The organism is Actinomycetospora rhizophila, from assembly GCF_042657905.1.
In the GTDB taxonomy this organism is placed as follows: domain Bacteria; phylum Actinomycetota; class Actinomycetes; order Mycobacteriales; family Pseudonocardiaceae; genus Actinomycetospora; species Actinomycetospora rhizophila.
Genome location: NZ_JBHSKG010000003.1, coordinates 1 through 19,974, shown reverse-complemented (window position 1 = coordinate 19,974; position 19,974 = coordinate 1). Strand labels below are relative to the sequence as shown.

Below are 19,974 nucleotides of genomic sequence, written 5' to 3'. Positions count from 1 at the left end.
GTGCTCTCCAGTTCGATCTCCTGGGAGAGCCGTCAGTGTCGTCGGCGGGGCACGACGATCGCGAAGACGAGCACCGCGACCCCGCACACGGCGGCCGCGGCGCTCTGGGCGAGGAAGGCCCGCGCGAAGTCGGCGGACGTCGCCGCCGCGCCGAGCACGACGGCGAGCGCGGCGACGGCGAGTGCGCTCGACACGTGGGTCGTGGTCTCGAAGACCCCGTAGGCCGCGCCGCGCTCGCCGTCGGTGCTGTCGAGACCCGCGGCGACGTTGAGGGTCACCACCGACACCGCGAGCGCGGTGCCGAGGACGGTGAGCACGGGCAGCACCACCGCCGGGTAGGGCGCGTCCGGCGCCAGGCCGAGCACCCCGAGTGCCGCCGCCGCGACGAGCAGCCCGACCACGGCCCCGCTCCGCCAGCCGTGGCGGGCCAGGACCACCATCGCGAGCCGGCTGCCCACGATCGCCCCCAGCCCGACGGGCGCGAACGCCAGCCCCGCCTGCCAGGGCGACAGGCCACGGGCGACCTGGAACCACAGCAGACCCACGTAGACGATCCCGTTGTAGGCGGCGACCTGCCCGGGCATGCCGAGCAGCGCGCCGCGCAGGCTGCGCCGGGCCAGCACCGCGCGCGGGATCAGCGGCTGCGCCCGGCGCCGTTCGGTGACGACGAACCCGGCCAGGGCCACCACGGCGACCCCGGCCGCGGACCACGAGCCGGCGTCGCTGATCGCGAGCACCACCGACGCCGCGGCGAGGACGAACCAGGCGCTCGAGGTCCACGGCAGCGTCACCCCGGGGTCGCGGACCTCGCCGGGCAGCATCACCCACAGCACTCCCGCGGTGGCGAGCGCGACCGGCACGGCGACCAGGAAGACCGACCGCCAGCCCAGACCGTCGACGAGCAACCCGCCGATCACCGCGGCGACGGCGCTGCCGCTGCTGCCCGCCACCGCGCTCGCGGCGAACACGGCGCCGCGCCGACCGGGGACCGGGATCGCGCTGGCCAGCGAGAACGTGTTCGGCAGCGCCAGCCCCGCGCCCAGGCCCTGCAGCACCCGACCCGCGACCAGCACCGGGAATCCGCCCGCCAGCCCCGAGACGAGCAGGCCGAGCGCGAACAGCGCCATCCCGTCGGCGAAGCACGGCCGGGGCCCGACGCGGTCGCCGAGGCGCCCGCCGAGCAGCAGCGTCCCGCCCAGGGGCACCGCAAAGGCGGTGATCACCCACGACGCCGCCGACCCCGGCGTCCCGAGCGCCTGCTGGAGGGCCGGGAGGGCGACGGTGACGACGAGGCCGTCGAACACGACGAGGAGGTTCAACGCCGCGAGGGCCGCCGCGACCGTCACGAACGAGGCCGTGGACATCGTGGCCACGGCCCGCGCGGCCGCGCTGCGGGGCATGGTGCGGGCTCGGCGGCGGGGCGATCGCGTCAAACCCGGTCGTGGGGGTGGCAGCATCGGCACTCGTGGCCTCGACGCAGGTGCTCGTCCTCGGGCTCGATCCGCGGACGGTGGCGGGGTACGACCCCGAGCCGGTGGTCGCGAAGATCGAGGAGGGCAGGCGGCGGTTCGCCGAGCTCGGCCTCACCGAGCACCACGAGCTGCTCCCCTACGACGCGGACGACGCCGAGCAGGAACGCCGGGTCGTCGAGGCCCTGCGTCGGGAGCCGTACGCCTGCGTGGTGATCGGCGGCGGCCTGCGGACCGACGAGCCGCGCCTCGCGTTCTTCGAGCGCGTCGTGAACCTCGTCCGCCGGCACGCCCCGCAGGCCGCCATCGCGTTCAACGCCGGCGCCGCCGACGCCGCCGACGCGGCCCGCCGCTGGGTGTGCGCTCCGCCCGGTGACGCACCGTCGGTGTGGTGCTGACGGCCCACTCCTTCGACGGTTCCTTGACGAGCCCTTGACCCTGGTCGGTCACCCACCGTCTCATGACGGTCACCCGACGACGCCATCGTCGACCGCCTCGACGAAGAGGAGCCCGCCATGGCCAGCGCGTCCCTGCGCGTCCCCCGTCGCGTCGCCGCCGCGAGCCTGGTGGGGACGACGATCGAGTGGTTCGACTTCTTCATCTACGGGACCGCCGCGGCGCTGGTCTTCAACAAGGTCTTCTTCCCGTCGGTCGACCCGGCCGTCGGCACCATCGCCGCGCTGGGCACGTTCGCCACCGGCTTCATCGCCCGCCCGATCGGCGGCGCGGTGTTCGCGCACTTCGGCGACCGGGTCGGCCGCAAGCCGATGCTGGTGTACTCGCTGCTGCTCATGGGGGCGGCGACCGTCGGGATCGGCCTGCTGCCGGGCTACGCCACGATCGGTGTCCTCGCGCCGGTCCTGCTGGTGTTCCTGCGCTTCGCGCAGGGCTTCGGCGTCGGCGGCGAGTGGGGCGGCGCCGCGCTCATGGCCGTCGAGAACGCGCCCGACGGCCGCCGTGGCTTCTACGGCAGCTGGCCCCAGGTCGGCGTCCCGCTCGGGCTGGTCCTGGGCACCGGGTCGTTCCTCGTGCTCGACCTGACCGTGTCCGAGGCGGCCTTCATGTCCTGGGGCTGGCGCATCCCGTTCCTCGCGAGCGCGGTGCTCATCGCCGTCGGGATGTGGATCCGTTTGACCGTCGCCGAGAGCCCGGTGTTCCAGCGCGACCAGGAGAAGCGCGAGGCGAGCCGGATGCCCGTGCTGCAGGTGCTCCGCGAGCACCCGAAGCTGATCTTCCTGGCCGCAGGGTCGTTCGTCGCCACCAACGCGACCTTCTACATCAGCTCGGTCTGGCTCGTGTCCTACGCGACCACCCAGCTCGACTACGAGCGCTCCACGATCCTCGGGGCGAACACGCTGCTCTCGGCCTCGGACATCCCGATGATCCTGCTGCTCGGCCTGCTGTCGGACAAGGTCGGCCGCCGCCCGCTGTTCCTCGCCGGGATGGGCCTGCTGGCGCTGTTCTCGGTGCCGTACTTCCTGCTGGTGCAGACCGGCGTCGTCGGGCTCTTCATCCTCGGCGGGCTCGTCGTGCAGGCCTGCCGCAGCGCGGTGTACGGGCCCCAGTCGGCCTACTTCTCCGAGCTCTTCCCGACCCACCTGCGCTACAGCGGCGCCTCGCTCTCCTACCAGCTCGCGTCGATCGTCGGCGGGGTCGCGCCCGCGATCTGCGGACTGCTCGTGCTCTGGACGGGCAGCCTCATGGCCGTCGCCGGGTTCACCGTCCTGCTGGCGCTGATCTCGCTGGCCAGCAGCTGGGGCATGACCGAGACGCTGACCCGCGGGCTCGACGGGTCGAGCGAGCCCCCGCGGGTCGCGGCGCAGACGTGATCACCAGCGGTCGAGCCCGCCGCGCTTGACCAGCTGGGAGGCGATGACGTTGCGCTGGATCTCGTTGGTGCCCTCGCCGACGATCATCAGGGGGGCGTCGCGGAAGTAGCGCTCCACGTCGTACTCGGTGGAGTAGCCGTAGCCGCCGTGCACCCGCACCGCGTCCAGCGCGACCTCCATGGCGATCTCGGAGGCGAACAGCTTGGCCATGCCGGCCTCCATGTCGGCCCGCGCCCCGGCGTCGTACTTCTCGGCGGCGTGCAGGATCAGCTGGCGGGCGGCGGTGGTCTTGGTGGCCATGTCGGCGAGATGGTTGCCGACCGACTGGTGCTGCCAGATCGGCTTGCCGAACGCCTCGCGCTCCTGGGCGTAGCGCAGCGCGTCCTCGAACGCCGCGGTCGCCACCCCGAGCGCTCGGGCGGCGACCTGGATGCGCCCGGTCTCCAGCCCCTTCATCATCTGCGCGAACCCGCGGCCCTCCTGCCCGCCGAGCAGCGCGTCGGCGGGCACCGCCATGTCGGTGAAGGTCAGCTCGCAGGTCTCCACCCCCTTGTAGCCCAGCTTCGACAGGTCCTTCGAGACCTCCAGGCCCGGGCCGTGCTCGACCAGCAGGATCGACACCCCCCGGTGCTTGGGCTCGGCACTCGGGTCGGTCTTGCACAGCAGCGCGATCAGCCCCGACCGGCGCGCGTTGGAGATCCACGTCTTGGCGCCGTTGACCACGTAGCCGCCGTCGTCGGAGCCACGCGCCACCGTGGTCATCGCCTGCAGGTCGGAGCCGCCGCCGGGCTCGGTGAGCGCCATGGTGGCGCGCAGCTCGCCGGTGGCCATGCGGGGCAGGTAGCGGTCCTGCTGGGCGCGGGTGCCGAACTCCACGAGCAGCTTCGCGACCACCGTGTGCCCGCCCATCGCGCCGGCCAGGCTCATCCACCCCCGCGCGAGCTCGGCGGTGACCAGCGCGTAGCAGGGCATCGACACGGGCGCCTCGCCCCACGGCTCGGGGATCGCCAGCCCGTAGATCCCCATCTGCTTCATCTGCTCGATGAACGCCTCGGGGTAGGTGTCGGCGTGCTCGAGCTCGTTGACCCGCGGCTTGACCTCCTTGTCGACGAACTCGCGGACGGTGTCGACGACGGCCTGTTCCTCGGTGTCCAGCGTGGCCATGGGGCCGCTCCTCACTTGATCGTCTTCATCGTCAGGTGCGAGTCGATCTTCGCCAGGCCGGTCGCCCGGCCGAGCCGCTCCGTCATGAAGGACTCGTACGCCTCGAGATCGCGTGTCGCCACCCGCATGAAGTAGTCGGGCAGCCCGAACATGCGGCGCAGCTCGACGACCTCCTCGAACGCCGAGACCTGCTCCTCGAAGGCGAGGAAGACGTCACGGTGCTTGCTGACGAGGTCGACGTTGACGAGCACCTCGAAGGCGCGCCCCTCGACCGCCGGGTCGATCGTCGCGCGGTAGCCGGTGATCACGCCCTCGTCCTCGAGGCGGCGGACGCGGCGCAGGCAGGGCGCCGGTGTGAGCCCGACCCGCTCGGCGAGGTCGACGTTGGCGATGCGGGCGTCGACCCGCAGCACGCCGAGGATTGCGCGGTCGATGCTGTCCACGCACTCATGATGCGCCACTCGGCGCTCGGTAGCGACGATTCGCCATCGCGTGGCGGGCTCGCCCGCCTACGGTTGCGCTGTGCTCGACGACCGCGCCGACCTCCGCCACGCCGCCCGCGACGTCGGTCCCGTCGCCGCCGGGATGTTCCTGCTCGGCACCAGCTTCGGGCTGCTGGTGGTGGGGTCGGGGCTGGCGTGGTGGTGGGCGCCCGCCTTCAGCGGCATCGTCTTCGCCGGCTCCGCGGAGTTCCTGCTGGTGGCGGTCGTCGGCACCCCGCTGGCCACCGTCGCCGTCACCACCCTGCTGGTCAACGGCCGGCACGCGTTCTACGGGCTGTCGTTCCCGCTGCACCGGGTCCGCGGGCGGTTCGCGCGGGGGTACGCGGTGTTCGCGCTCATCGACGAGGCCTACGCGCTCGCCACCTCCCGCCCCTCGGACGGCCTCACCGGCCGCCGCATCGTCGCCGGCCAGGTGATCATGCACGTGTCCTGGGTCGCGGGCGGGCTCACCGGGGCGCTGGCCGGCGACCGGTTCTCGCTGCAGGTCCCCGCGCTGGAGTTCGTGTTCACGGCGCTGTTCGTCGTGCTCGCCACCGAGGCCGTCCGCGCCGGGCGCGAGGCCACCGGCCCGCTGCTCGCGGTCGCGTGCGCCCTCGTCGCCCGGCTCGTCGCGCCCGGCGAGATGCTGCTGGTCGCCCTGGGGCTGTTCGTCGGCGTGCTGCTCGTCCGCCACCGCCTGTCGGACCGGAGGGAGCCCGCAGGTGCCCAGCACTAGCTACCTCGTGGCCGTCGTCGCCGTGGGCGCGGGCATCACCGTCGCGCTGCGGGCCGCGCCGTTCGCGGTGATGCGCACGCTGCGCAGGTCACCGCTGATGGCCTACCTGGGCCGCCACCTCCCGGCCGGCGTCATGCTCGTGCTCGTCGTCTACCTCCTGCGCGACCTGCCCGTCGACCGCCCGCTGCTCGCGCTGCGCGAGCTCGTGCCCGTGGCGGCGACGGCGGCCGTGCACCTGTGGCGGCGCAACGCCCTGCTCAGCATGGCCGCCGGCACGGCCGTGTACGCCCTGGCGCTCGCCGTCGTGCCCTGACACCTACGCCGGTACCGGCCCCGGCAGCACGGGCGCGTCGAATGCCTCGCGAGCGAACGCCGGATCGCCCCAGCCGCTCTCGGCGCTCTTCGCGGTCCAGGCCGCGTACTCGTACATCGAGGCGATCAGCCCGCCGCGCACCTCGAAGACGAACACGAAGTGGTTCGCGACGTCCTCGCCGCCGAGGTTCCCCTCCACCCGCGCCTCGACGACGACGAGCGGACCGTTCGCGGCGATCCGGTGGCCCTCCAGGCGTGCGCCGCGCACCTGCTCCTCGTGGTGGCTGCCGAACATCGCCTCGGCCGTGGCCCTGCCGCGCAGCACCCCCTCCGGCGCGCCCGGCTCCGTCGACGGCACCGGGATCATGATCCGGACGTCGTCGGCGAGGAGGTCCACGAAGTCGCCCCACTCGCCGCTCGCGGCGCCGCGCTGCAGGCCGGCGAACGCGGCCTGCGCGACCTCCAGAGCTCGCGGGTCGGGCGGCTGCACCTCGAGTCGGTCCATCGCGTCTCCCTTCGGCCGAGGACGTCCGTCGGCGACGTCCCGAGGCACGCCACGGTGGCACCGTTCGTGCGCCGCTCCCCCACCCCGGTCCCGGTGAGCGGGACCAGCGACTACCGAGGCCCGGGCGCCGGTGGCGCGGCCCAGGACGCCCGGCCGTCACCGGTGATCGGGATCGTGGGACCGCCGACGACGTCGGGGCGGACCGTCGCCTGCCCGACCCCGCGCACGCGGGCGAGCACCTCGCGCCCGACCCGGCCGCCCTCGCCGGCGACGAGCCCCTGGGCGTCGAGGCCGGCGGCGCGCGCGAGGTCGACCGCCCGCGCGGCGGCCGGCGCCTGCGTGACCACCACGGCCGTCGTCACCGCGAAGACCTCACGGGCCCGGCGCACCGTGTGCCACGTGTCGAAGCCCGCGTAGTCGGTGAACACGTCCTCGGGGGCGACGCCCGCGGCCAGCGCGGCGTCGCGCATCGCGTCCGGCTCGTTGTACTCCGGGCGCGCGTTGTCGCCGGACATCAGCAGCTTCTCCACCTGCCCGCCCCGGTAGAGCGCCACGGCCGACTCGACGCGCTGGCGCACCACGGCGCCGAGCGTGCCGTCGGAGCGCACCAGCGAGCCGGGCACGATCGCCGCCTGCGCGGGGCGCACCGCCGCGGCCGCCGGCGTCACCAGGTGGTCGGTGCGGCCGACCACGACCACGTTCGCCGCCACCACGACGACCACCGCGAGCACCACACACACGCCGACGACGAGCGCCAGGATCCGCCGCACGACCCGACATTACCGACGGACCGGACTCCCCCTACGCGACGGCGTCGGCCGGGGGCGCGAGCACCGCGGGCAGCCGGACGACCTGCGCGGCGAACGTCAGCCCGGCCCCGAACCCCATGAGCAGGGCACCGTCGCCCGGCTCGACGCGGCCGGCGGCGAGCAGGCCGTGCATGGCCAGCGGCACCGACGCGGCGGAGGTGTTGCCGGTGTCGACGACGTTGTCGGCGACGGTGACGTGCTCGGGCAGCGCCAGGGCGCGGGCCAGCGCGTCGGTGATCCGGGCGTTGGCCTGGTGCGGGACGAACGCGGCGAGCTGCTCGATCTTGACCCCGGCGAGCTCCATCGCCTCCTGGGCGAGCGGGACCATCCGGGTGGTCGCCCACCTGAACACCGCCGGCCCCTGCATGCGCAGCCCGGGGAACTCGTCGTCCGCCCCGCGCTCGCGCCACGTCGGCTGCTGGACGATGAGGCCGGCCTGCGACCCGTCGGCGCCCCACGCCACGGGACCGATGCCCGGCTCGTCGGAGCGGCCCACGACCACGGCCCCGGCACCGTCGCCGAAGATGAAGGCGGTCGAGCGGTCGGCCGGGTCGACGATGTCGCTCATGCGCTCGGCGCCGACGACGAGGACGTGGTCGGCGGTGCCCGACGCGATCAGCGACGCGGCGAGCTCGAGGCAGTAGCAGAACCCGGCGCACGCCGCGCCGATGTCCATCGCGGGGCCGTTCACCGCCCCGAGCTCGTGCGCGACCTGGGTCGCCACCTGCGGCGACGTCGCCGTGTGGGACATGGTGGCCACGAGCGTCACGTCGACGGCGCCCGCGTCCACGTCCGCGGCGGCGAGGGCGTCACGCCCGGCGGCGGTGGACATCGCCACCAGCGACTCGTCCTCCGCGGCGAACCGGCGGGTGCGGATGCCCGAGCGGGCGAGCACCCAGTCCGGGTCCACGTCGAGCAGGCGGCAGACCTCGGCGTTGCCGACCTCCCGTCGTGGCCGGTACGCGCCGAGCCCGAGCATGCGGGCACCGCGCACGGTGTTCCGGGAGATCATCGGTGGGTGTTCCTCCGAGACATCGTGGGGGTCCCTCCCACGGTGACCCGGACGCTCGGTTACTCGGAAGTCCTACCAATCGGTACGGACGTGGCTCCGCTCACAGCACCCCCGGCCTCCTCCCTGAGGCGGAGGCCGGCCCGCGGGATCCTCCCGCCGACCGACGCCCCGCCGCGGCCGGCGCGCGACCGTGGTCACCGGGTGAGCGGACGGCTTGACCATGCCGCAGCGGCACGGTGTCGACTGCTCCCATCGATCGCAGCAGTCGCCGGACGACGGGTGGAGCAGGAGAGATGACTGGCGCAGGCACCGGGACCGACCGGGACGACGTCACCGAGCCGGCGGACGAGCAGGCACCACGGGAGACCCCCGCGCCCGCACCGAGGAAGCGCTTCCGCTGGCGGAGCAAGGACTTCACGGCCGAGGAGCACGAGGAGGCCAGGCAGGCCTGGCGCAAGGTCAAGCCGTGGGACGGCCCGATGACGCGGGGCGACAAGTTCATCGTCGTCGCGACGCTGGCGATCATCGCGCTGAACCTGGCGTCCATGCCGTTCCGGCCGTTCCTGCTCGCCTCGCACCCGATCGGCCTCGCCGCCGTCACCGGCAGCCTCTCGGCGGTCGGGGCCGGGGCCGCGTTCGCCGCGATCGGCCAGGGCCCGCTGTGGCTCGTGATCGCCGCGGGCGTCTTCGGGATGATCAAGTTCGACTGGCTGTTCTGGCTGGCCGGGCGGCGCTGGGGCGCGAAGATCGTCGAGATGTGGGCGCCCGGCGACGTCGCGCAGCGGTTCGTGGGGTGGGTCCGGGGCGCGCCGCGCTGGGTGCTGGGCCTGGCCGTCGTCCTCTCGGCGCTGCCGGGCGTCCCCGCGCCGGCGGTGTTCGCGCTGGCCGGGATGGGCCGCATGCGGCTGGTCCCGTTCCTGGTCCTGGACGCCATCGGCGCCGCACTGATCGCCGGGCTCGTGGCCGGGCTCGGCTACGGCATCGGCCAGCACGCGGTCGACGTGGTGCTCATGATCGACAGGTACGCGCTGTGGATCACGCTGGGCCTCGTCGTCGTGGTGTCGGTCCGGGCGAGCATGAAGGCCCAGAAGGAGCAGAAAGCCAAGAAGGCCGCCTCCGGGTCCTGAGTCATGCCGCGCGGGTGAGGCGGCCCGTGCGCCGACCGCGCACGCTCGGTCGCGCTCCGGGGAGGTGTCCGCCGTGCTCGACGATCGCGAACGTGGAGAGCTCGAGGAGATCGAACGGGCGCTGCTCGCCGACGCCGAGCTGCAGCGGCGGCTGCGGGCTCCGGGCGCGCGCCTGCGAGGGAGGCTCGCGACGCCGGTGCTGGTGGCGCTCGTCGTGTTCCTGGTGGTCGCGGCGGTCACGGTCCTGCTGCTCGGGCTGCCGGTCCACGCGATCGTCGTCGCGCTGATCGCCTGGTGGCCGTGGCGGGCCCTGCGCCGACGTCACGGCCGGCGATGACGCGCGGACTGCGCCACCCCGCCGAGCTGCCGTTCTTCGTCTTCATGACGATCCTGAACGTCCTCATCGTCGTGGTGATCCTGCGCGCGGCGGTGGTCGTGCCGTTCCTGCCGGAGGCCCAGCAGGACTCCGTCGGGGCCGACGCGATCCGGGCCGCGCTGGTCGCGCTGCTGCTGCTCGTGCCGGCGCTGATCGTCATCCGCGAGGTGCAGCGGGCCACGACGCGCGGCACCGCGGTGCAGCTCTCGGAGCAGCAGTTCCCCGAGCTGTACCGCACCGCCGAGCAGTTCGCCGCCGCCCTGGGGCTCTCCCGGCGGCCCGACCTGTTCGTGGCCAACGGCAACGGCACGCTCAACGCCTTCGCCGCGCAGGCGGCCGGCCACGACTACGTCGTGCTCAACAGCGAGCTCTTCGCGCACCTGCAGGCCCACAACCGGGACGGTCTGCGCTTCGTCCTGGGCCACGAGCTGGGGCACATCCGGCTCCGGCACGTCTCGCTCGGCTACCAGATCGCGGTGGCCTACTCGGGGCGCATCCCGATCCTCGGCCCGACCCTGTCGCGGCTGCGGGAGTACTCGTGCGACCGGCACGGCGCCGCCCTCGCCCCGACCGGCGCGGCCGGGCTCGTCCTGCTGACCTCGGGTCGCCACACCGAGACGGTGGTCGACGTCGACCAGCTCCTCGCCCAGGGCCGGGCGCTGCGCGGGTTCTGGGTCGGGCTCGCCCAGCTGCCCCGCTCGCACCCGTTCACCGTGCGGCGCCTCGAACGTCTCGTCGCGCTGGGCCTGCTGCATCCCGGTCCCGCCGCCGTCCCGCTCGACGTGCGCGACCGTCCCGCGGGCTGATCGGCCGGGGTTCATCTCCGGCGGGTTCATCTCCGGCGGGTTCATCTCCGGCGGGCGAGGTCGCGGGGCGCTGCGCCGGGGATCGTGGGGTCGGACCCGAGCGATCACGGAGGTCAGCCATGGTGCAGCGGAACGGCGCCGGCGCGGTCGCGCGACACCGGGGTCGCGCCCCCGACCCGGAGACGGGCACCGCGATGAACTTCGTGCGCCTCGGCGGGCTGCTGATGCTCCTGGTCGGCCCCTTCCAGGTGGTCGAGGGCGTGCTCGCGCTGCTGCTCCCGGACACCTACGCCGGCGCGCGCGGGCAGGTCCTCCTCGTGGACCTCGCGGTGTGGGGCTGGGTGCACATCGTGCTCGGAGTGCTGATCGTCGTCGCCGGTGTCGGCCTGCTGCGCCGGGAGGTGTCGGACGGGGCGCGCGTGACCGGGATGGTCGTGATCGGGCTCGGCATGCTCGTGCAGCTGGCCTGGCTCCCCGCCGCGCCGATCTGGTCGATCATCATGATCGGCTTCGGCCTGCTCGTGCTCCACGCGCTGATCGTCACCTCCGGCGACGTCGCCGTCGGGGCGCGCTGACCCACGGTCACCCGAGCAGCGCCACCAGCTCGTCGGCGCCCGCGAGGTGGTGGTCGAAGCGGTCGTCGGGCGCCGGCGCGTCGGCGCCGGGACGGTCCAGGAACGCGGTGCGCATCCCCGCCGCCCGCGCCGCCCGCAGGTCCCAGGCGTGGGCGGCGACCATGAGGACGCGCCCGGGCGGGCGGCTCACGCGCTCGATCGCGAGGCGGTAGACCGCCGGGTCGGGCTTGTAGCTGCGGACGGCCTCGGTGGAGATCGCGGCGTGCCAGCGCAGGCCGGCGTGGGCGCTGAGCCGCAGCAGGGTCGTGTGATCGGCGTTCGAGAGGGCGACGACCTCGTGGGAGGCGGCGAGCTCGTCGAGGAGCGTCGCCGCGTCCGGCCAGGCGTGCAGGCGTCCGGTCACGGCGGCGGCGGCGGGCGGATCCTCGCCCAGGACCTCGCGGGCCGCCTCACGGTCGAGCACGTCGGCGGGGACGTAGGGGCGCTCGCCGGCGACGACGCGGCGGTGCTCCGCGGCGACGTGCTCCTGCCAGCGCGCGACGGCCACCTCGACGTCGGGCACCCGGCCGGCGACGACCTCCCGGAGCCCGCCCACCTGGTCCACGAGCGTGCCGAGGACGTCGAAGACGACGGTGTCGACGGTCATCGCGGGCCTCCAGGATCGTCACCGGTTCAGGAGGTGATGGTGGACGACGTCTGCGTCACCGGTCAAGATGGTGACGTGGAGTTCGCGCTGGTGAGCGGCCATCCCGCGCTGGACCTCGCGGGGACGGTGCAGTGGCGGCGCACGGAGCCCGTCGACCTGCTCGTCGACCCGGACGCGCTGCGGTCGTGGCTCGTGGTGGCAGGGGTCGCGCCCGGGTCGGTGCAGGTCGGCACGGCCGAGCTGGCGACGGCGCGAACGCTGCGCGAGGCGGCCTACCGCCTCGCGTGGGACCGGCTCGAGGGCCGCCCGTTCGACGGCGACAGCTTGGCGATCGTCAACGCGGCGGCGGCCGGCCCGGCGATGGCGATCGCCCTGACCCGTCACGGACTGGTGCGGCGCGGGGACGCCGACGCCGCCCTCGGCGACGTGGCGCGCGCCCTGATCACGCTGCTGGCCGACCCGTCGGCGCCGCCGATCAAGGAGTGCGGGCGCGAGGCCTGCACCCGGCTCTACCTCGACCGCTCCCGCGGCGCGCGCCGGACCTGGTGCGGCATGGAGGAGTGCGGCAACCGTGTCAAGGCGGCGGCCTACCGCGCCCGCCGTCGTGGCGGGGGCTGACATGCCCCCGGCAGCGACGCCGATGTGTGATCACCGGAGACCATCGGGACGCCGCCAACCCGCCGGCTCCGAGGTCCGGCGGTCGATGAGGACCGTCCGCGGCGCCGGTGACCGCGCGTAACCCGTCGGCCTCAGGGCGTTACCGATTCGTGACCCTGCTCGTTGCTCCTGGCGGAGGCGGATGTCTGTAGCGACCCCGCCGAGTCATCGAGGGGGGCACTATGTCGAGTCGGCACGGTCAGCCGGATCCGAGCGACGAGACGACACAGCAGGCCTACTACGGGTCGAGCCGGGCGCCGCAGCAGGGCCGCCACCAGCGCGTCGGACGGCAGTACGGCCAGCAAGGGGAGCACCCCCCGCCCGGACCGGGCCAGTACGGGTCCGGCCCCCCGAACCAGGCCCCGCCCCCGCAGTACCAGTTCGCGGGCGGCTACCAGCCGCCTCAGCCTCCCGCGCGCAAGAAGCACAAGAAGTGGCCATGGATCGTGGGCGCCGTGGCGCTCCTCCTCGTGATCATCGCCGTGTCGGGCGGCGGGAGCAGCCAGCCGACGACTCCGGCAGCTGGCCAGGGCCAACCGTCGAGCGCCGCACCGGCGGCCTCGGATGCGTCGGAAGCGCCGTCCTCCGATGCGTCCTCCGGCGGTGGGACGGTGGTCTACGAGGTGACGGGTAGCGGAAGGGCCACCAACGTCACGTACTCGTCGAACGGGAGCGGTGGGCAGTCTCAGCGGACCAACGTCCGCCTTCCGTTCCGACAGGAGATCCCGGCCGAGGACTTCTTCGGCTTCTACTCGGTGGTGGCCCAGAACGGCCAGGGCGGAGGCACCATCACGTGCAAGATCACCAAGGATGGTGAGGTGATCGGCGAGGGCGAGTCGGAAGGTGCGTTCGCGGTCGTCACCTGCAACGGCTCGTAGCCCTCTCGACCAACCCGACGGCCCGGCTCCGCTGCGGAGCGTCGGGCCGTCGGGTTCGGCACCGCCCTGGTTCACTCCGTACAGGAGGTGGCAGGTGCCAGGACACTCGGGATCGCGCCACTGGCGGGCCCCCGACGCGTCGAGCTGCGCCGATGGTGGGGCAGGTCGGGCTCGAACCGACGACCTGACGGATTATGAGTCCGCTGCTCTGACCAGCTGAGCTACTGCCCCCCGGTGCCGCGCACTCCCGCGGGCGTCCACGACCGGGCGCAGCGTACGACACGGGAGCGTCGACTCCGGGGCTCGCCCGCGCCGCGACGGAGCAAGATCTGGACGCGTGGAGCGGATGTTCCGCTGAGCGGAGCGTCCGCTCCGGAAAAGAAGATCTCGGCCTCGATGATGACGTCCGTGTGACGGCCCGTGACCGCGCCGTGACATCACGGAGATCCGCCGGCGCGCCTCCGGAAGCGGCCTCGACGTGCGCGTCCGTCACCCGCGCACGACCGAGCGCCACGTCCCGCCGTGATGATCTCGTTACCGAGTGCCGGATTCGGCCGTTCCGACTTGAATCGGGCGGCGAAGGGCCGCGAGGGTTCGGCCGTCCGGGTCAATCACGGCCCGGGCGGCTCCCCAGTCCTGATCGGGAAGGACCCCCATGAAGAAGAGCACGATGCGTCTCGCTTTCGCCGCCGTCGCCGTCCCCGCCGCCGTCACGGGCTTCGCCGCCCCGGCGGCCAGCGCGGTCGAGCTCGCGCCGTACGCGCACCAGCTGGACAAGGACGTCGCGGCCACCGAGGCCGAGGTCGGCGCCGTCGTCGACGACCTGGGGCTCGCCGCCGAGTAGGCGGCGCCGCCGCCTCCGCGAGGGGCCCGGGTCGACGACGACCCGGGCCCTTCGCGCATCGGGAGCCTGGACATCGGGCGGTTCGCGGACGACGCTGGAGGTACGTCACACCGATCTCATCCGCTCAGTTCGGAGGCCGCCATGCGCCTGGGACGTCGACTCTCCGCCGGTATCGCCGAGGACCCGCCCGCGCCACCCGAGACGCCCCAGGGCGAGGAGACGGTCGAGCGGGAGACCACCACGGAGCACCGTGAGCCGGTCGAGCAGCTGGTCGATCGGTAGACAGCGCCCGCGGCCGGAAGGGCCGCTCACCGGGTACAAGATCGCCTACCCGATGATCTCCGCGGACTCGCGCCGCGGAGGGTTCAACGGCGTCGCGCTCGGCCGCTCGCAGGTCTACGGGGCGGTCGCCGACGCGGTGTGCATCCAGAGCCCGCGCCACCGGTGCCCGTCGGCGTGGTGCGACTGCGGGTTCTACTGCTTCCACGCCCTGTCCGACGCCCGCGACCTCGCGTGCGACCCGCAGTACCAGCACTGCGTGCTGCTCGAGATCGCCGCGTCGGGCCGGTTCGTCCGCTACGAGCTCGGCCTGCGGTACGCCCGCCAGACCGTGCGCTCGGTGCGCCTCGGGCGGTGCGGCTGCGGGCGTCCGGCCACCGCGCTGGCCGACGGCGGCCCGGGCGTCGTGGGTTGGCGGCGCCTGCACCCGGTGTGCGGGCTGTGCGCCGGCCCGCGGCCCGTCGTCACCCCCGAGGCGTTCGGGGTGCTGTGTGGCAACGTGCCGGTGCGGGCCGAGGACGCCCCCGACGGTGCCCTGGCCCCGCTCGCGGGCGTCGGTGCGGAGCTGGACGAGGCCACGCTGGTGCCGTTGCTGAGCGCCGAGGTGGCCCTGCTGCAGGCGCGGCTCGACCAGGTGCAGAGCCGCTTGGAGCAGTTGACCCACCGCTCGGACTGACGGGGGTACCGGCGCGTGGCCCACCGCCCCGGTTGGGGTAGGCAGGACACGTGACCTCCCTGGAGCTCGGGCCGCTGCTGCGCCACGTCGGCACCACCACGGCGACGATCTGGGTCGAGACGAGCGCGTCGTGCACGGTGGAGGTGCTCGGCGCCAGCGCGCCGACCTTCGAGGTGTGCGGCCAGCACTACGCGCTCGTCGTCGTCGACGGGCTCGAGCCGGGGACCTGTCGTTCCTACGAGGTGCGCCTCGACGGCGAGCTGGTCTGGCCGCTCGAGGGCACCGGGACCCCGCCGAGCTACCTGCGGACACGGGCCGAGGACAGCACGGGACGTCTGCGCTTCGTGTTCGGGTCGTGCCGCTACCCCCCGACCGACGACCCCGAGCTCGAGGCGTCGCTCGGCATCGACGCGCTGGACGCCTTCGCCGTCCGGCTGATGGACGAGGTCGCCGACGCCGAGGACCCGGCCACCGTGCTGCCCGACGCGCTGTGCCTGCTGGGCGACCAGGTCTACGCCGACGAGATCACGCCGCGCACCGAGCAGTGGATCCGCGACCACCGCGACCCCGAGGACCCCGAGGGGCCGGGGCTCGAGATCGCGGACTTCGGCGAGTACTCGCACCTCTACAGCGAGTCCTGGAGCGACCGCGAGCTGCGGTGGCTGCTCTCGACCGTGCCGACGGCGATGATCTTCGACGACCACGACGTCCGGGACGACTGGAACACCTCGCAGGTCTGGCGCGACCAGATGGCGGCCAAGCCCTGGTGGCCCCAGCGCATCCGGGCCGGGCTCGCGTCGTACTGGGTCTACCAGCACCTCGGCAATCTCGACCCGGAGACGCGCGGGGCCGACCCGCTCTACCGCAAGGTCCGCGAGGCCGACGGCGACGTCTACGAGCTGCTCGCCGACTTCGCCGCCCGGGCCGACGCCGAGGTCGGCCAGCCGACCGGCGTGCGCTGGAGCTACCGCTGGGACCTCGGGCGGACGCGGCTGCTCATGGTCGACACGCGCTGCGCGCGGGTCCTGAACGCCGACGACCGCCTGATGATCAACGACCACTCCTTCGCCTGGATCGAGGAGAGCGCCGCCGACGGGCCGCTCGACCACCTGCTGCTGGGCTCGTCCATCCCCTGGCTCATGCCGCCGGCCGTCAGCCACGTCCAGTCGCTGGACGAGTGGGCCGCGGCGCGGGGCAGCAGGCTCGCCGAGACCGTCCGCCAGGCCGTCGACCTCGAGCACTGGCCGGCCTTCCGCGCGTCGTTCGACCGCCTCGCCGACCTCATCCGCGGCGTCGCCTCCGGTCCGTCGGCGCCCGCCACGGTCTGCGTGCTCTCCGGCGACGTCCACCACAGCTACGCCGCCGAGGCCCGCTGGCCCTCCCCCGTCCGCTCGCGGGTCTACCAGCTGACCTGCTCGCCGGTGCGCAACGGCGTCCCGTGGTTCATGGAGTACGTGTTCGCGCTCGGGTGGTGGCGGCGCCTGACCGGGGCGCTGAACCGGGTGTCGCGCGCCGCGGGCCTCGGTGACCTGCCGCTGGACTGGTCGACGATCGGCGGGCCGTGGTTCGGCAACGCGGTGTCGACGCTCGAGGTCACCGGCCGCGACGCGCGCCTGCGGGTCGAGCGGTCCGGGGCCCGCGGGGGCCTCGAGGAGGTCGCGCAACTCCCCCTGACGTAGAGGGAACCGATCGGGGGTCCGCTGCGTCGAACCCCGTGTCGCTGCCCGTGCGGGCGGCGAGGTCGTTCTACGGTCCGGGGTCGAGCAGTGGAGGGAGGCGCGCGTGCGGTTCGTGCACACCGCCGACTGGCAGCTCGGCATGACGCGGCGGGTCCTGGGCGCCCGTCCGCCCAAGGAGGCCGCCGGCGGGCTGACCGGCGAGGCCCAGGCCCGCTTCGCCCAGGCCCGGCTCGACGCGGTGTCCGCGCTCGGGCGCCTCGCCGACGAGCGCGGGGCGGCGTTCGTGCTGGTCTGCGGCGACGTGTTCGAGTCCAACCTCGTGGGGCCCGACGTCGTCGCCCGCGCCTGCGAGGCGCTCGCCTCCTTCCGCACGCCCGTCCTGCTGCTGCCCGGCAACCACGACCCGGCCGACGCCGCCTGCGTGCTGCGCCGTCCCGACTTCGCGCGCCGCTGCCCGCCGCACGTCACGGTGCTCGACACCCCCGGGGTGCACGAGGTGGCGCCCGGCGTCGAGGTCGTCGCGGCCCCGTGGCGCTCCAAGCACCCGCTCACCGACCTCGTCGGCGAGCAGCTCGCCGCCCTCGAGCCCGCCCCGCCCGGCACGCTGCGCGTGCTGGCCGGGCACGGCGAGCTCGACGTGCTCGACCCCGACGACGACGAGCCCGCCCGCATCCGCCGCGACGGCGTGCTCGCCGCGCTGGCCGACGGCCGCGTGCACTACGTGGCCCTGGGCGACCGGCACTCCACCTGGGTCGACGCCGTCGACGACCGCATCCGCCACGCCGGCACCCCGGAGGTCACCGACTTCGACGAGGTCGACCCGGGGAACGTCCTCGTCGTCGACCTCGACGAGCGGGCCGCGCAGGTGGCCGCCGAGAGGGTGGGGCGCTGGCGCTTCGTGCGCCACGACGCGCGCCTCGACACCGACGACGACCTCGACGCGCTCGACGCCTGGCTCGCCGCGCACCCCGACAAGGAGCGCGCCGCCGTGCGCCTGGCGCTGGTCGGGACGCTGTCGCTGCGCCAGCGCAGCCGGCTCGACGACCTGCTCGCCGCCCACGACCACACCTTCGCCGCGGTGGAGGTCCTCGCCCAGCACTCCGACCTCGCGACCGTCCCCGACGACGCCGACCTCGCCGACCTCGACCTGCACGGGTTCGCCGCCGACGCCGCGTCGGAGCTGTTCGCGGCCGCGGGCGAGGCGCCGGGAGAGACCCAGGCCGAGGCGCGCGACGCCCTGCGCCTGCTGCACCGCCTGGTGGCGAGCGACCGATGAGGCTGCACCGGATCCGGCTGCGCGACTTCCGCGGTGTGCACGACCGCGAGGTGACCCTCGCCGAGCGCGGGGTCACCGTGCTGCAGGGCGACAACGAGGTCGGCAAGACCTCCACGGTCGCCGCGCTCGACCTGCTCTTCGACGCCGCCGACTCCTCGCGCCGCGCCGAGATCCGCGCCGCGCAGCCGGCCGGGGTCGACGCCGGGCCCGAGGTGGAGGCGGAGGTGTCCACCGGGCCCTACCGCTTCGTCTACCGCAAGCGCTGGCTGCGCCGCCCGCGCACCGAGCTGCACGTCCTCGCCCCCGCCCCCGAGCAGCTCACGGGCGCCGACGCGCACGCCCGCGTGTCGGCGATCCTCGACGAGACCATGGACCGCGTGCTGTGGCGCGGCCTGCGCGTCGAGCAGCACACCGCCGTCGGCCAGGCCGACCTCGGCGGCCAGGACGCCCTGACGCGCGCGCTCGACCGGGCGGCCTCCGGGGGCTCGCGGCCGGATCCGAGCCTCGACGACGGGCTGATCGAGCGGGCGGTCGAGGAGCTGCGGCGCTACCGCACCCCGAGCGGCCGGGCCACGGGCGAGCTGCGCGCCGCCGAGGTGCGCCTGGTCGCCGCCGAGGCCGAGGAGGACCGGTGCCGCGCCGCGCTGGAGGCGGTCGAGCGCGACGTCGCCGCCCGCGACCGCCTCGACGTCGACGCCGCCGCGGTCCGCACCCGCCGGCGCGCGCACGCCGCCGAGGTGGCCGAGCTCGAGGACCGCTGGGCGGGCCTGCAGTCACGGCTGCGCGAGGTCGAGACCGCGCGCGGGCGCGCCGTGCTCGCCCGGGAGCGCGCGGAGACCGCCCGGGAGCGCCGGGCCGCCCGTGACGCGCTGGTCGCCGCGGTCGGAGCCGACGCCGACCTGGCCGGCCGGGCGACCGAGGCCCTCGCCGCCCACGAGGGCGAGCACGCCGCGGCGCGCGACGAGCGCGACGCCCGCCGGGCCGCCGACGCCACCGCCCGCGAGGAGTCCACCGCGGCGCGGCGCCGGGCCGACGACGCCGCCCGCGCCGTGTCCGCCGCGCGCGACCGTGCCGAGCTGGCCGACCTCGCCGAGCGGCTGCGCCGGGTCGAGGAGGCCTCGGCCGGTCTGGCGACGGCGCAGCGGGCGCTGGCCACGGCCACCGTCGACGCCGACGACCTCGCCGATCTCGAGGACCTCGCCCGCGACCTGCTGCGCGCCGAGGCCGCGCGCGACGCCGCGGCGGCGCGGGTGGAGCTGACGGCGCCGGCGGCCCTCACGGTCGAGATCGACGGCGAGGCCGTGGTGCTCGCGCCCGGCGAGACCCGCGCCCTGCCGGTGGCGGGGTCGCGGGCGGTGTCGGTGCCCGGCGTGCTCGACGTCCGCGTGCGCCCCGGGCTCGACGAGGCCGGCCGCGACGACGCCGTGCGCGAGCGGGCCCGCGAGCTCGCGGAACGCTGCGAGGAGCTGGGCGTCGCCGACGTGGAGGCGGCGCGCGCCGCCCGGCGGCGCGCCGACGACGCCGCGCGCCGGGCCGACGACGACCGCGCCGCGCTGGCCCGCGAGCTGGCCGACGCCGACGACGCCGCGGCCCTGCGCGCCGCCCACGACGCGGTGCGCGAGCTGCTCGGCGACACCGGGCCCGCCGACCTGTTCTCGATCAGCGAGCCCGCCGGCCCCGTGGTCGACGTGGCTCCGCTGCGGCGCGCGGCCGACACCGCGCGCGAGGCCGCCGACGGGGCCGCCCGCCGCGCCGACGAGGCCGCCGCCGCGTGCCGGGCCGCCGAGGACGCGGTGCGCGACGCCGACACCCGGGCCGCGGTGCTCGCCGAGCGCGC

General features: G+C 74.8%; 22 protein-coding genes and 1 tRNA gene. 15 read left to right on the top strand and 8 right to left on the bottom strand.

Annotated features, from left to right (window positions below):
• Positions 1–32: 32 nt before the first annotated feature.
• Positions 33–1,400, bottom strand: a complete 1,368-nt coding sequence (locus tag ACFPK1_RS07535) for an MFS transporter (protein WP_378020305.1) — start codon at positions 1,398–1,400, stop codon at positions 33–35.
• A gap of 65 nt (positions 1,401–1,465) precedes the next feature.
• Here ACFPK1_RS07535 and ACFPK1_RS07530 point away from each other — a divergent pair, with 65 nt between their 5' ends.
• Both ACFPK1_RS07530 and ACFPK1_RS07525 read left to right on the top strand, forming a co-directional pair.
• Complete coding sequence (locus ACFPK1_RS07530; protein WP_378020304.1) at positions 1,466–1,867, top strand: hypothetical protein; 402 nt, start codon at positions 1,466–1,468, stop codon at positions 1,865–1,867.
• A gap of 117 nt (positions 1,868–1,984) precedes the next feature.
• On the top strand, positions 1,985–3,298 hold the full coding sequence (locus ACFPK1_RS07525) for an MFS transporter (RefSeq protein WP_378020303.1): 1,314 nt from the start codon (positions 1,985–1,987) through the stop codon (positions 3,296–3,298).
• On the opposite strand, the gene ACFPK1_RS07520 is transcribed toward ACFPK1_RS07525, so the two are convergent.
• Positions 3,299–4,462 carry an acyl-CoA dehydrogenase family protein gene (locus ACFPK1_RS07520; RefSeq protein ID WP_378020302.1) on the bottom strand — a complete coding sequence of 388 codons (1,164 nt, stop codon included), beginning with the start codon at positions 4,460–4,462 and terminating at the stop codon, positions 3,299–3,301. It abuts the gene before it with no gap.
• Positions 4,463–4,473: 11 nt separating this feature from the next.
• Positions 4,474–4,905 (bottom strand): Lrp/AsnC family transcriptional regulator, encoded by a 432-nt coding sequence (locus ACFPK1_RS07515; RefSeq protein ID WP_378020301.1) that lies wholly within the window; start codon positions 4,903–4,905, stop codon positions 4,474–4,476.
• Between the two features lie 79 nt (positions 4,906–4,984).
• Between ACFPK1_RS07515 and ACFPK1_RS07510 the strand changes: the two genes are divergently transcribed.
• A complete protein-coding gene (locus ACFPK1_RS07510; RefSeq protein WP_378020300.1) occupies positions 4,985–5,680 on the top strand; it encodes an AzlC family ABC transporter permease in 696 nt (231 codons plus the stop codon).
• Positions 5,667–5,993, top strand: coding sequence for a branched-chain amino acid transporter permease (locus tag ACFPK1_RS07505; protein ID WP_378020299.1), 327 nt, complete (start codon positions 5,667–5,669; stop codon positions 5,991–5,993). The genes ACFPK1_RS07510 and ACFPK1_RS07505 overlap by 14 nt, the downstream gene beginning before the upstream one ends.
• Positions 5,994–5,996: 3 nt before the next feature.
• Here the strand turns inward: ACFPK1_RS07505 and ACFPK1_RS07500 are convergent, their stop codons facing one another.
• The 3 genes from ACFPK1_RS07500 to ACFPK1_RS07490 all read right to left on the bottom strand — a co-directional run bounded on the left by ACFPK1_RS07500 (position 5,997) and on the right by ACFPK1_RS07490 (position 8,318).
• Entirely contained in the window at positions 5,997–6,497 is a 501-nt protein-coding gene (locus ACFPK1_RS07500) for a nuclear transport factor 2 family protein (protein ID WP_378020298.1), read from the bottom strand.
• Positions 6,498–6,607: 110 nt separating this feature from the next.
• Complete coding sequence (locus tag ACFPK1_RS07495) at positions 6,608–7,267, bottom strand: SanA/YdcF family protein (protein WP_378020297.1); 660 nt, start codon at positions 7,265–7,267, stop codon at positions 6,608–6,610.
• Positions 7,268–7,298: 31 nt separating this feature from the next.
• Positions 7,299–8,318: a beta-ketoacyl-ACP synthase 3 gene (locus ACFPK1_RS07490; RefSeq protein WP_378020296.1), complete on the bottom strand. Its 1,020-nt coding sequence runs from the start codon at positions 8,316–8,318 to the stop codon at positions 7,299–7,301.
• Positions 8,319–8,611: 293 nt separating this feature from the next.
• Between ACFPK1_RS07490 and ACFPK1_RS07485 the strand changes: the two genes are divergently transcribed.
• The 4 genes from ACFPK1_RS07485 (at position 8,612) to ACFPK1_RS07470 (ending at position 11,202) form a co-directional block, all read left to right on the top strand.
• Entirely contained in the window at positions 8,612–9,445 is an 834-nt protein-coding gene (locus ACFPK1_RS07485; protein WP_378020295.1) for a DedA family protein, read from the top strand.
• Between the two features lie 73 nt (positions 9,446–9,518).
• The gene (locus tag ACFPK1_RS07480; RefSeq protein WP_378020294.1) at positions 9,519–9,782 is read left to right on the top strand and encodes a DUF3040 domain-containing protein; all 264 of its coding nucleotides are present in this window, start codon (positions 9,519–9,521) and stop codon (positions 9,780–9,782) included.
• Entirely contained in the window at positions 9,779–10,627 is an 849-nt protein-coding gene (locus ACFPK1_RS07475; RefSeq protein ID WP_378020293.1) for a M48 family metallopeptidase, read from the top strand. Before ACFPK1_RS07480 ends, ACFPK1_RS07475 begins: the two co-directional genes overlap by 4 nt.
• 119 nt (positions 10,628–10,746) lie before the next feature.
• Positions 10,747–11,202, top strand: coding sequence for a DUF7144 family membrane protein (locus ACFPK1_RS07470; protein ID WP_378020292.1), 456 nt, complete (start codon positions 10,747–10,749; stop codon positions 11,200–11,202).
• 7 nt (positions 11,203–11,209) lie between these two features.
• Here ACFPK1_RS07470 and ACFPK1_RS07465 read toward each other — a convergent pair whose 3' ends face one another.
• A complete protein-coding gene (locus ACFPK1_RS07465; protein ID WP_378020291.1) occupies positions 11,210–11,848 on the bottom strand; it encodes a haloacid dehalogenase type II in 639 nt (212 codons plus the stop codon).
• A 39-nt stretch (positions 11,849–11,887) separates the two neighbouring features.
• Here ACFPK1_RS07465 and ACFPK1_RS07460 point away from each other — a divergent pair, with 39 nt between their 5' ends.
• Positions 11,888–12,466, top strand: coding sequence for a CGNR zinc finger domain-containing protein (locus ACFPK1_RS07460; RefSeq protein WP_378020290.1), 579 nt, complete (start codon positions 11,888–11,890; stop codon positions 12,464–12,466).
• Between the two features lie 494 nt (positions 12,467–12,960).
• A complete protein-coding gene (locus ACFPK1_RS07455) occupies positions 12,961–13,383 on the top strand; it encodes an MmpS family transport accessory protein (protein ID WP_378020289.1) in 423 nt (140 codons plus the stop codon).
• Positions 13,384–13,536: 153 nt separating this feature from the next.
• Here the strand turns inward: ACFPK1_RS07455 and ACFPK1_RS07450 are convergent.
• Positions 13,537–13,614: transfer RNA gene (locus tag ACFPK1_RS07450), tRNA-Ile, on the bottom strand.
• A gap of 424 nt (positions 13,615–14,038) precedes the next feature.
• Between ACFPK1_RS07450 and ACFPK1_RS07445 the strand changes: the two genes are divergently transcribed.
• From ACFPK1_RS07445 to ACFPK1_RS07425, 5 genes are all read left to right on the top strand, one after another.
• Positions 14,039–14,227 (top strand): hypothetical protein, encoded by a 189-nt coding sequence (locus tag ACFPK1_RS07445; RefSeq protein WP_378020288.1) that lies wholly within the window; start codon positions 14,039–14,041, stop codon positions 14,225–14,227.
• 250 nt (positions 14,228–14,477) lie between these two features.
• The gene (locus ACFPK1_RS07440) at positions 14,478–15,182 is read left to right on the top strand and encodes a hypothetical protein (RefSeq protein WP_378020287.1); all 705 of its coding nucleotides are present in this window, start codon (positions 14,478–14,480) and stop codon (positions 15,180–15,182) included.
• Positions 15,183–15,232: 50 nt separating this feature from the next.
• Positions 15,233–16,861, top strand: coding sequence for an alkaline phosphatase D family protein (locus tag ACFPK1_RS07435; RefSeq protein ID WP_378020286.1), 1,629 nt, complete (start codon positions 15,233–15,235; stop codon positions 16,859–16,861).
• Between the two features lie 103 nt (positions 16,862–16,964).
• On the top strand, positions 16,965–18,137 hold the full coding sequence (locus ACFPK1_RS07430) for a metallophosphoesterase family protein (RefSeq protein WP_378020285.1): 1,173 nt from the start codon (positions 16,965–16,967) through the stop codon (positions 18,135–18,137).
• Positions 18,134–19,974: AAA family ATPase (locus tag ACFPK1_RS07425; protein WP_378020284.1), on the top strand; the 1,841-nt coding region annotated here is incomplete at its 3' end. The genes ACFPK1_RS07430 and ACFPK1_RS07425, both read left to right, overlap by 4 nt.

Coding starts and splice junctions, on each gene's coding strand:
- ACFPK1_RS07535 (WP_378020305.1), bottom strand. CDS start 1,400: ATGCCCCGCAGCGCGGCCGCGCGGGCCGTGGCCACGATGTCCACGGCC.
- ACFPK1_RS07525 (WP_378020303.1), top strand. CDS start 1,985: ATGGCCAGCGCGTCCCTGCGCGTCCCCCGTCGCGTCGCCGCCGCGAGC.
- ACFPK1_RS07520 (WP_378020302.1), bottom strand. CDS start 4,462: ATGGCCACGCTGGACACCGAGGAACAGGCCGTCGTCGACACCGTCCGC.
- ACFPK1_RS07500 (WP_378020298.1), bottom strand. CDS start 6,497: ATGGACCGACTCGAGGTGCAGCCGCCCGACCCGCGAGCTCTGGAGGTC.
- ACFPK1_RS07490 (WP_378020296.1), bottom strand. CDS start 8,318: ATGATCTCCCGGAACACCGTGCGCGGTGCCCGCATGCTCGGGCTCGGC.
- ACFPK1_RS07485 (WP_378020295.1), top strand. CDS start 8,612: ATGACTGGCGCAGGCACCGGGACCGACCGGGACGACGTCACCGAGCCG.
- ACFPK1_RS07475 (WP_378020293.1), top strand. CDS start 9,779: ATGACGCGCGGACTGCGCCACCCCGCCGAGCTGCCGTTCTTCGTCTTC.
- ACFPK1_RS07470 (WP_378020292.1), top strand. CDS start 10,747: ATGGTGCAGCGGAACGGCGCCGGCGCGGTCGCGCGACACCGGGGTCGC.
- ACFPK1_RS07465 (WP_378020291.1), bottom strand. CDS start 11,848: ATGACCGTCGACACCGTCGTCTTCGACGTCCTCGGCACGCTCGTGGAC.
- ACFPK1_RS07445 (WP_378020288.1), top strand. CDS start 14,039: ATGAAGAAGAGCACGATGCGTCTCGCTTTCGCCGCCGTCGCCGTCCCC.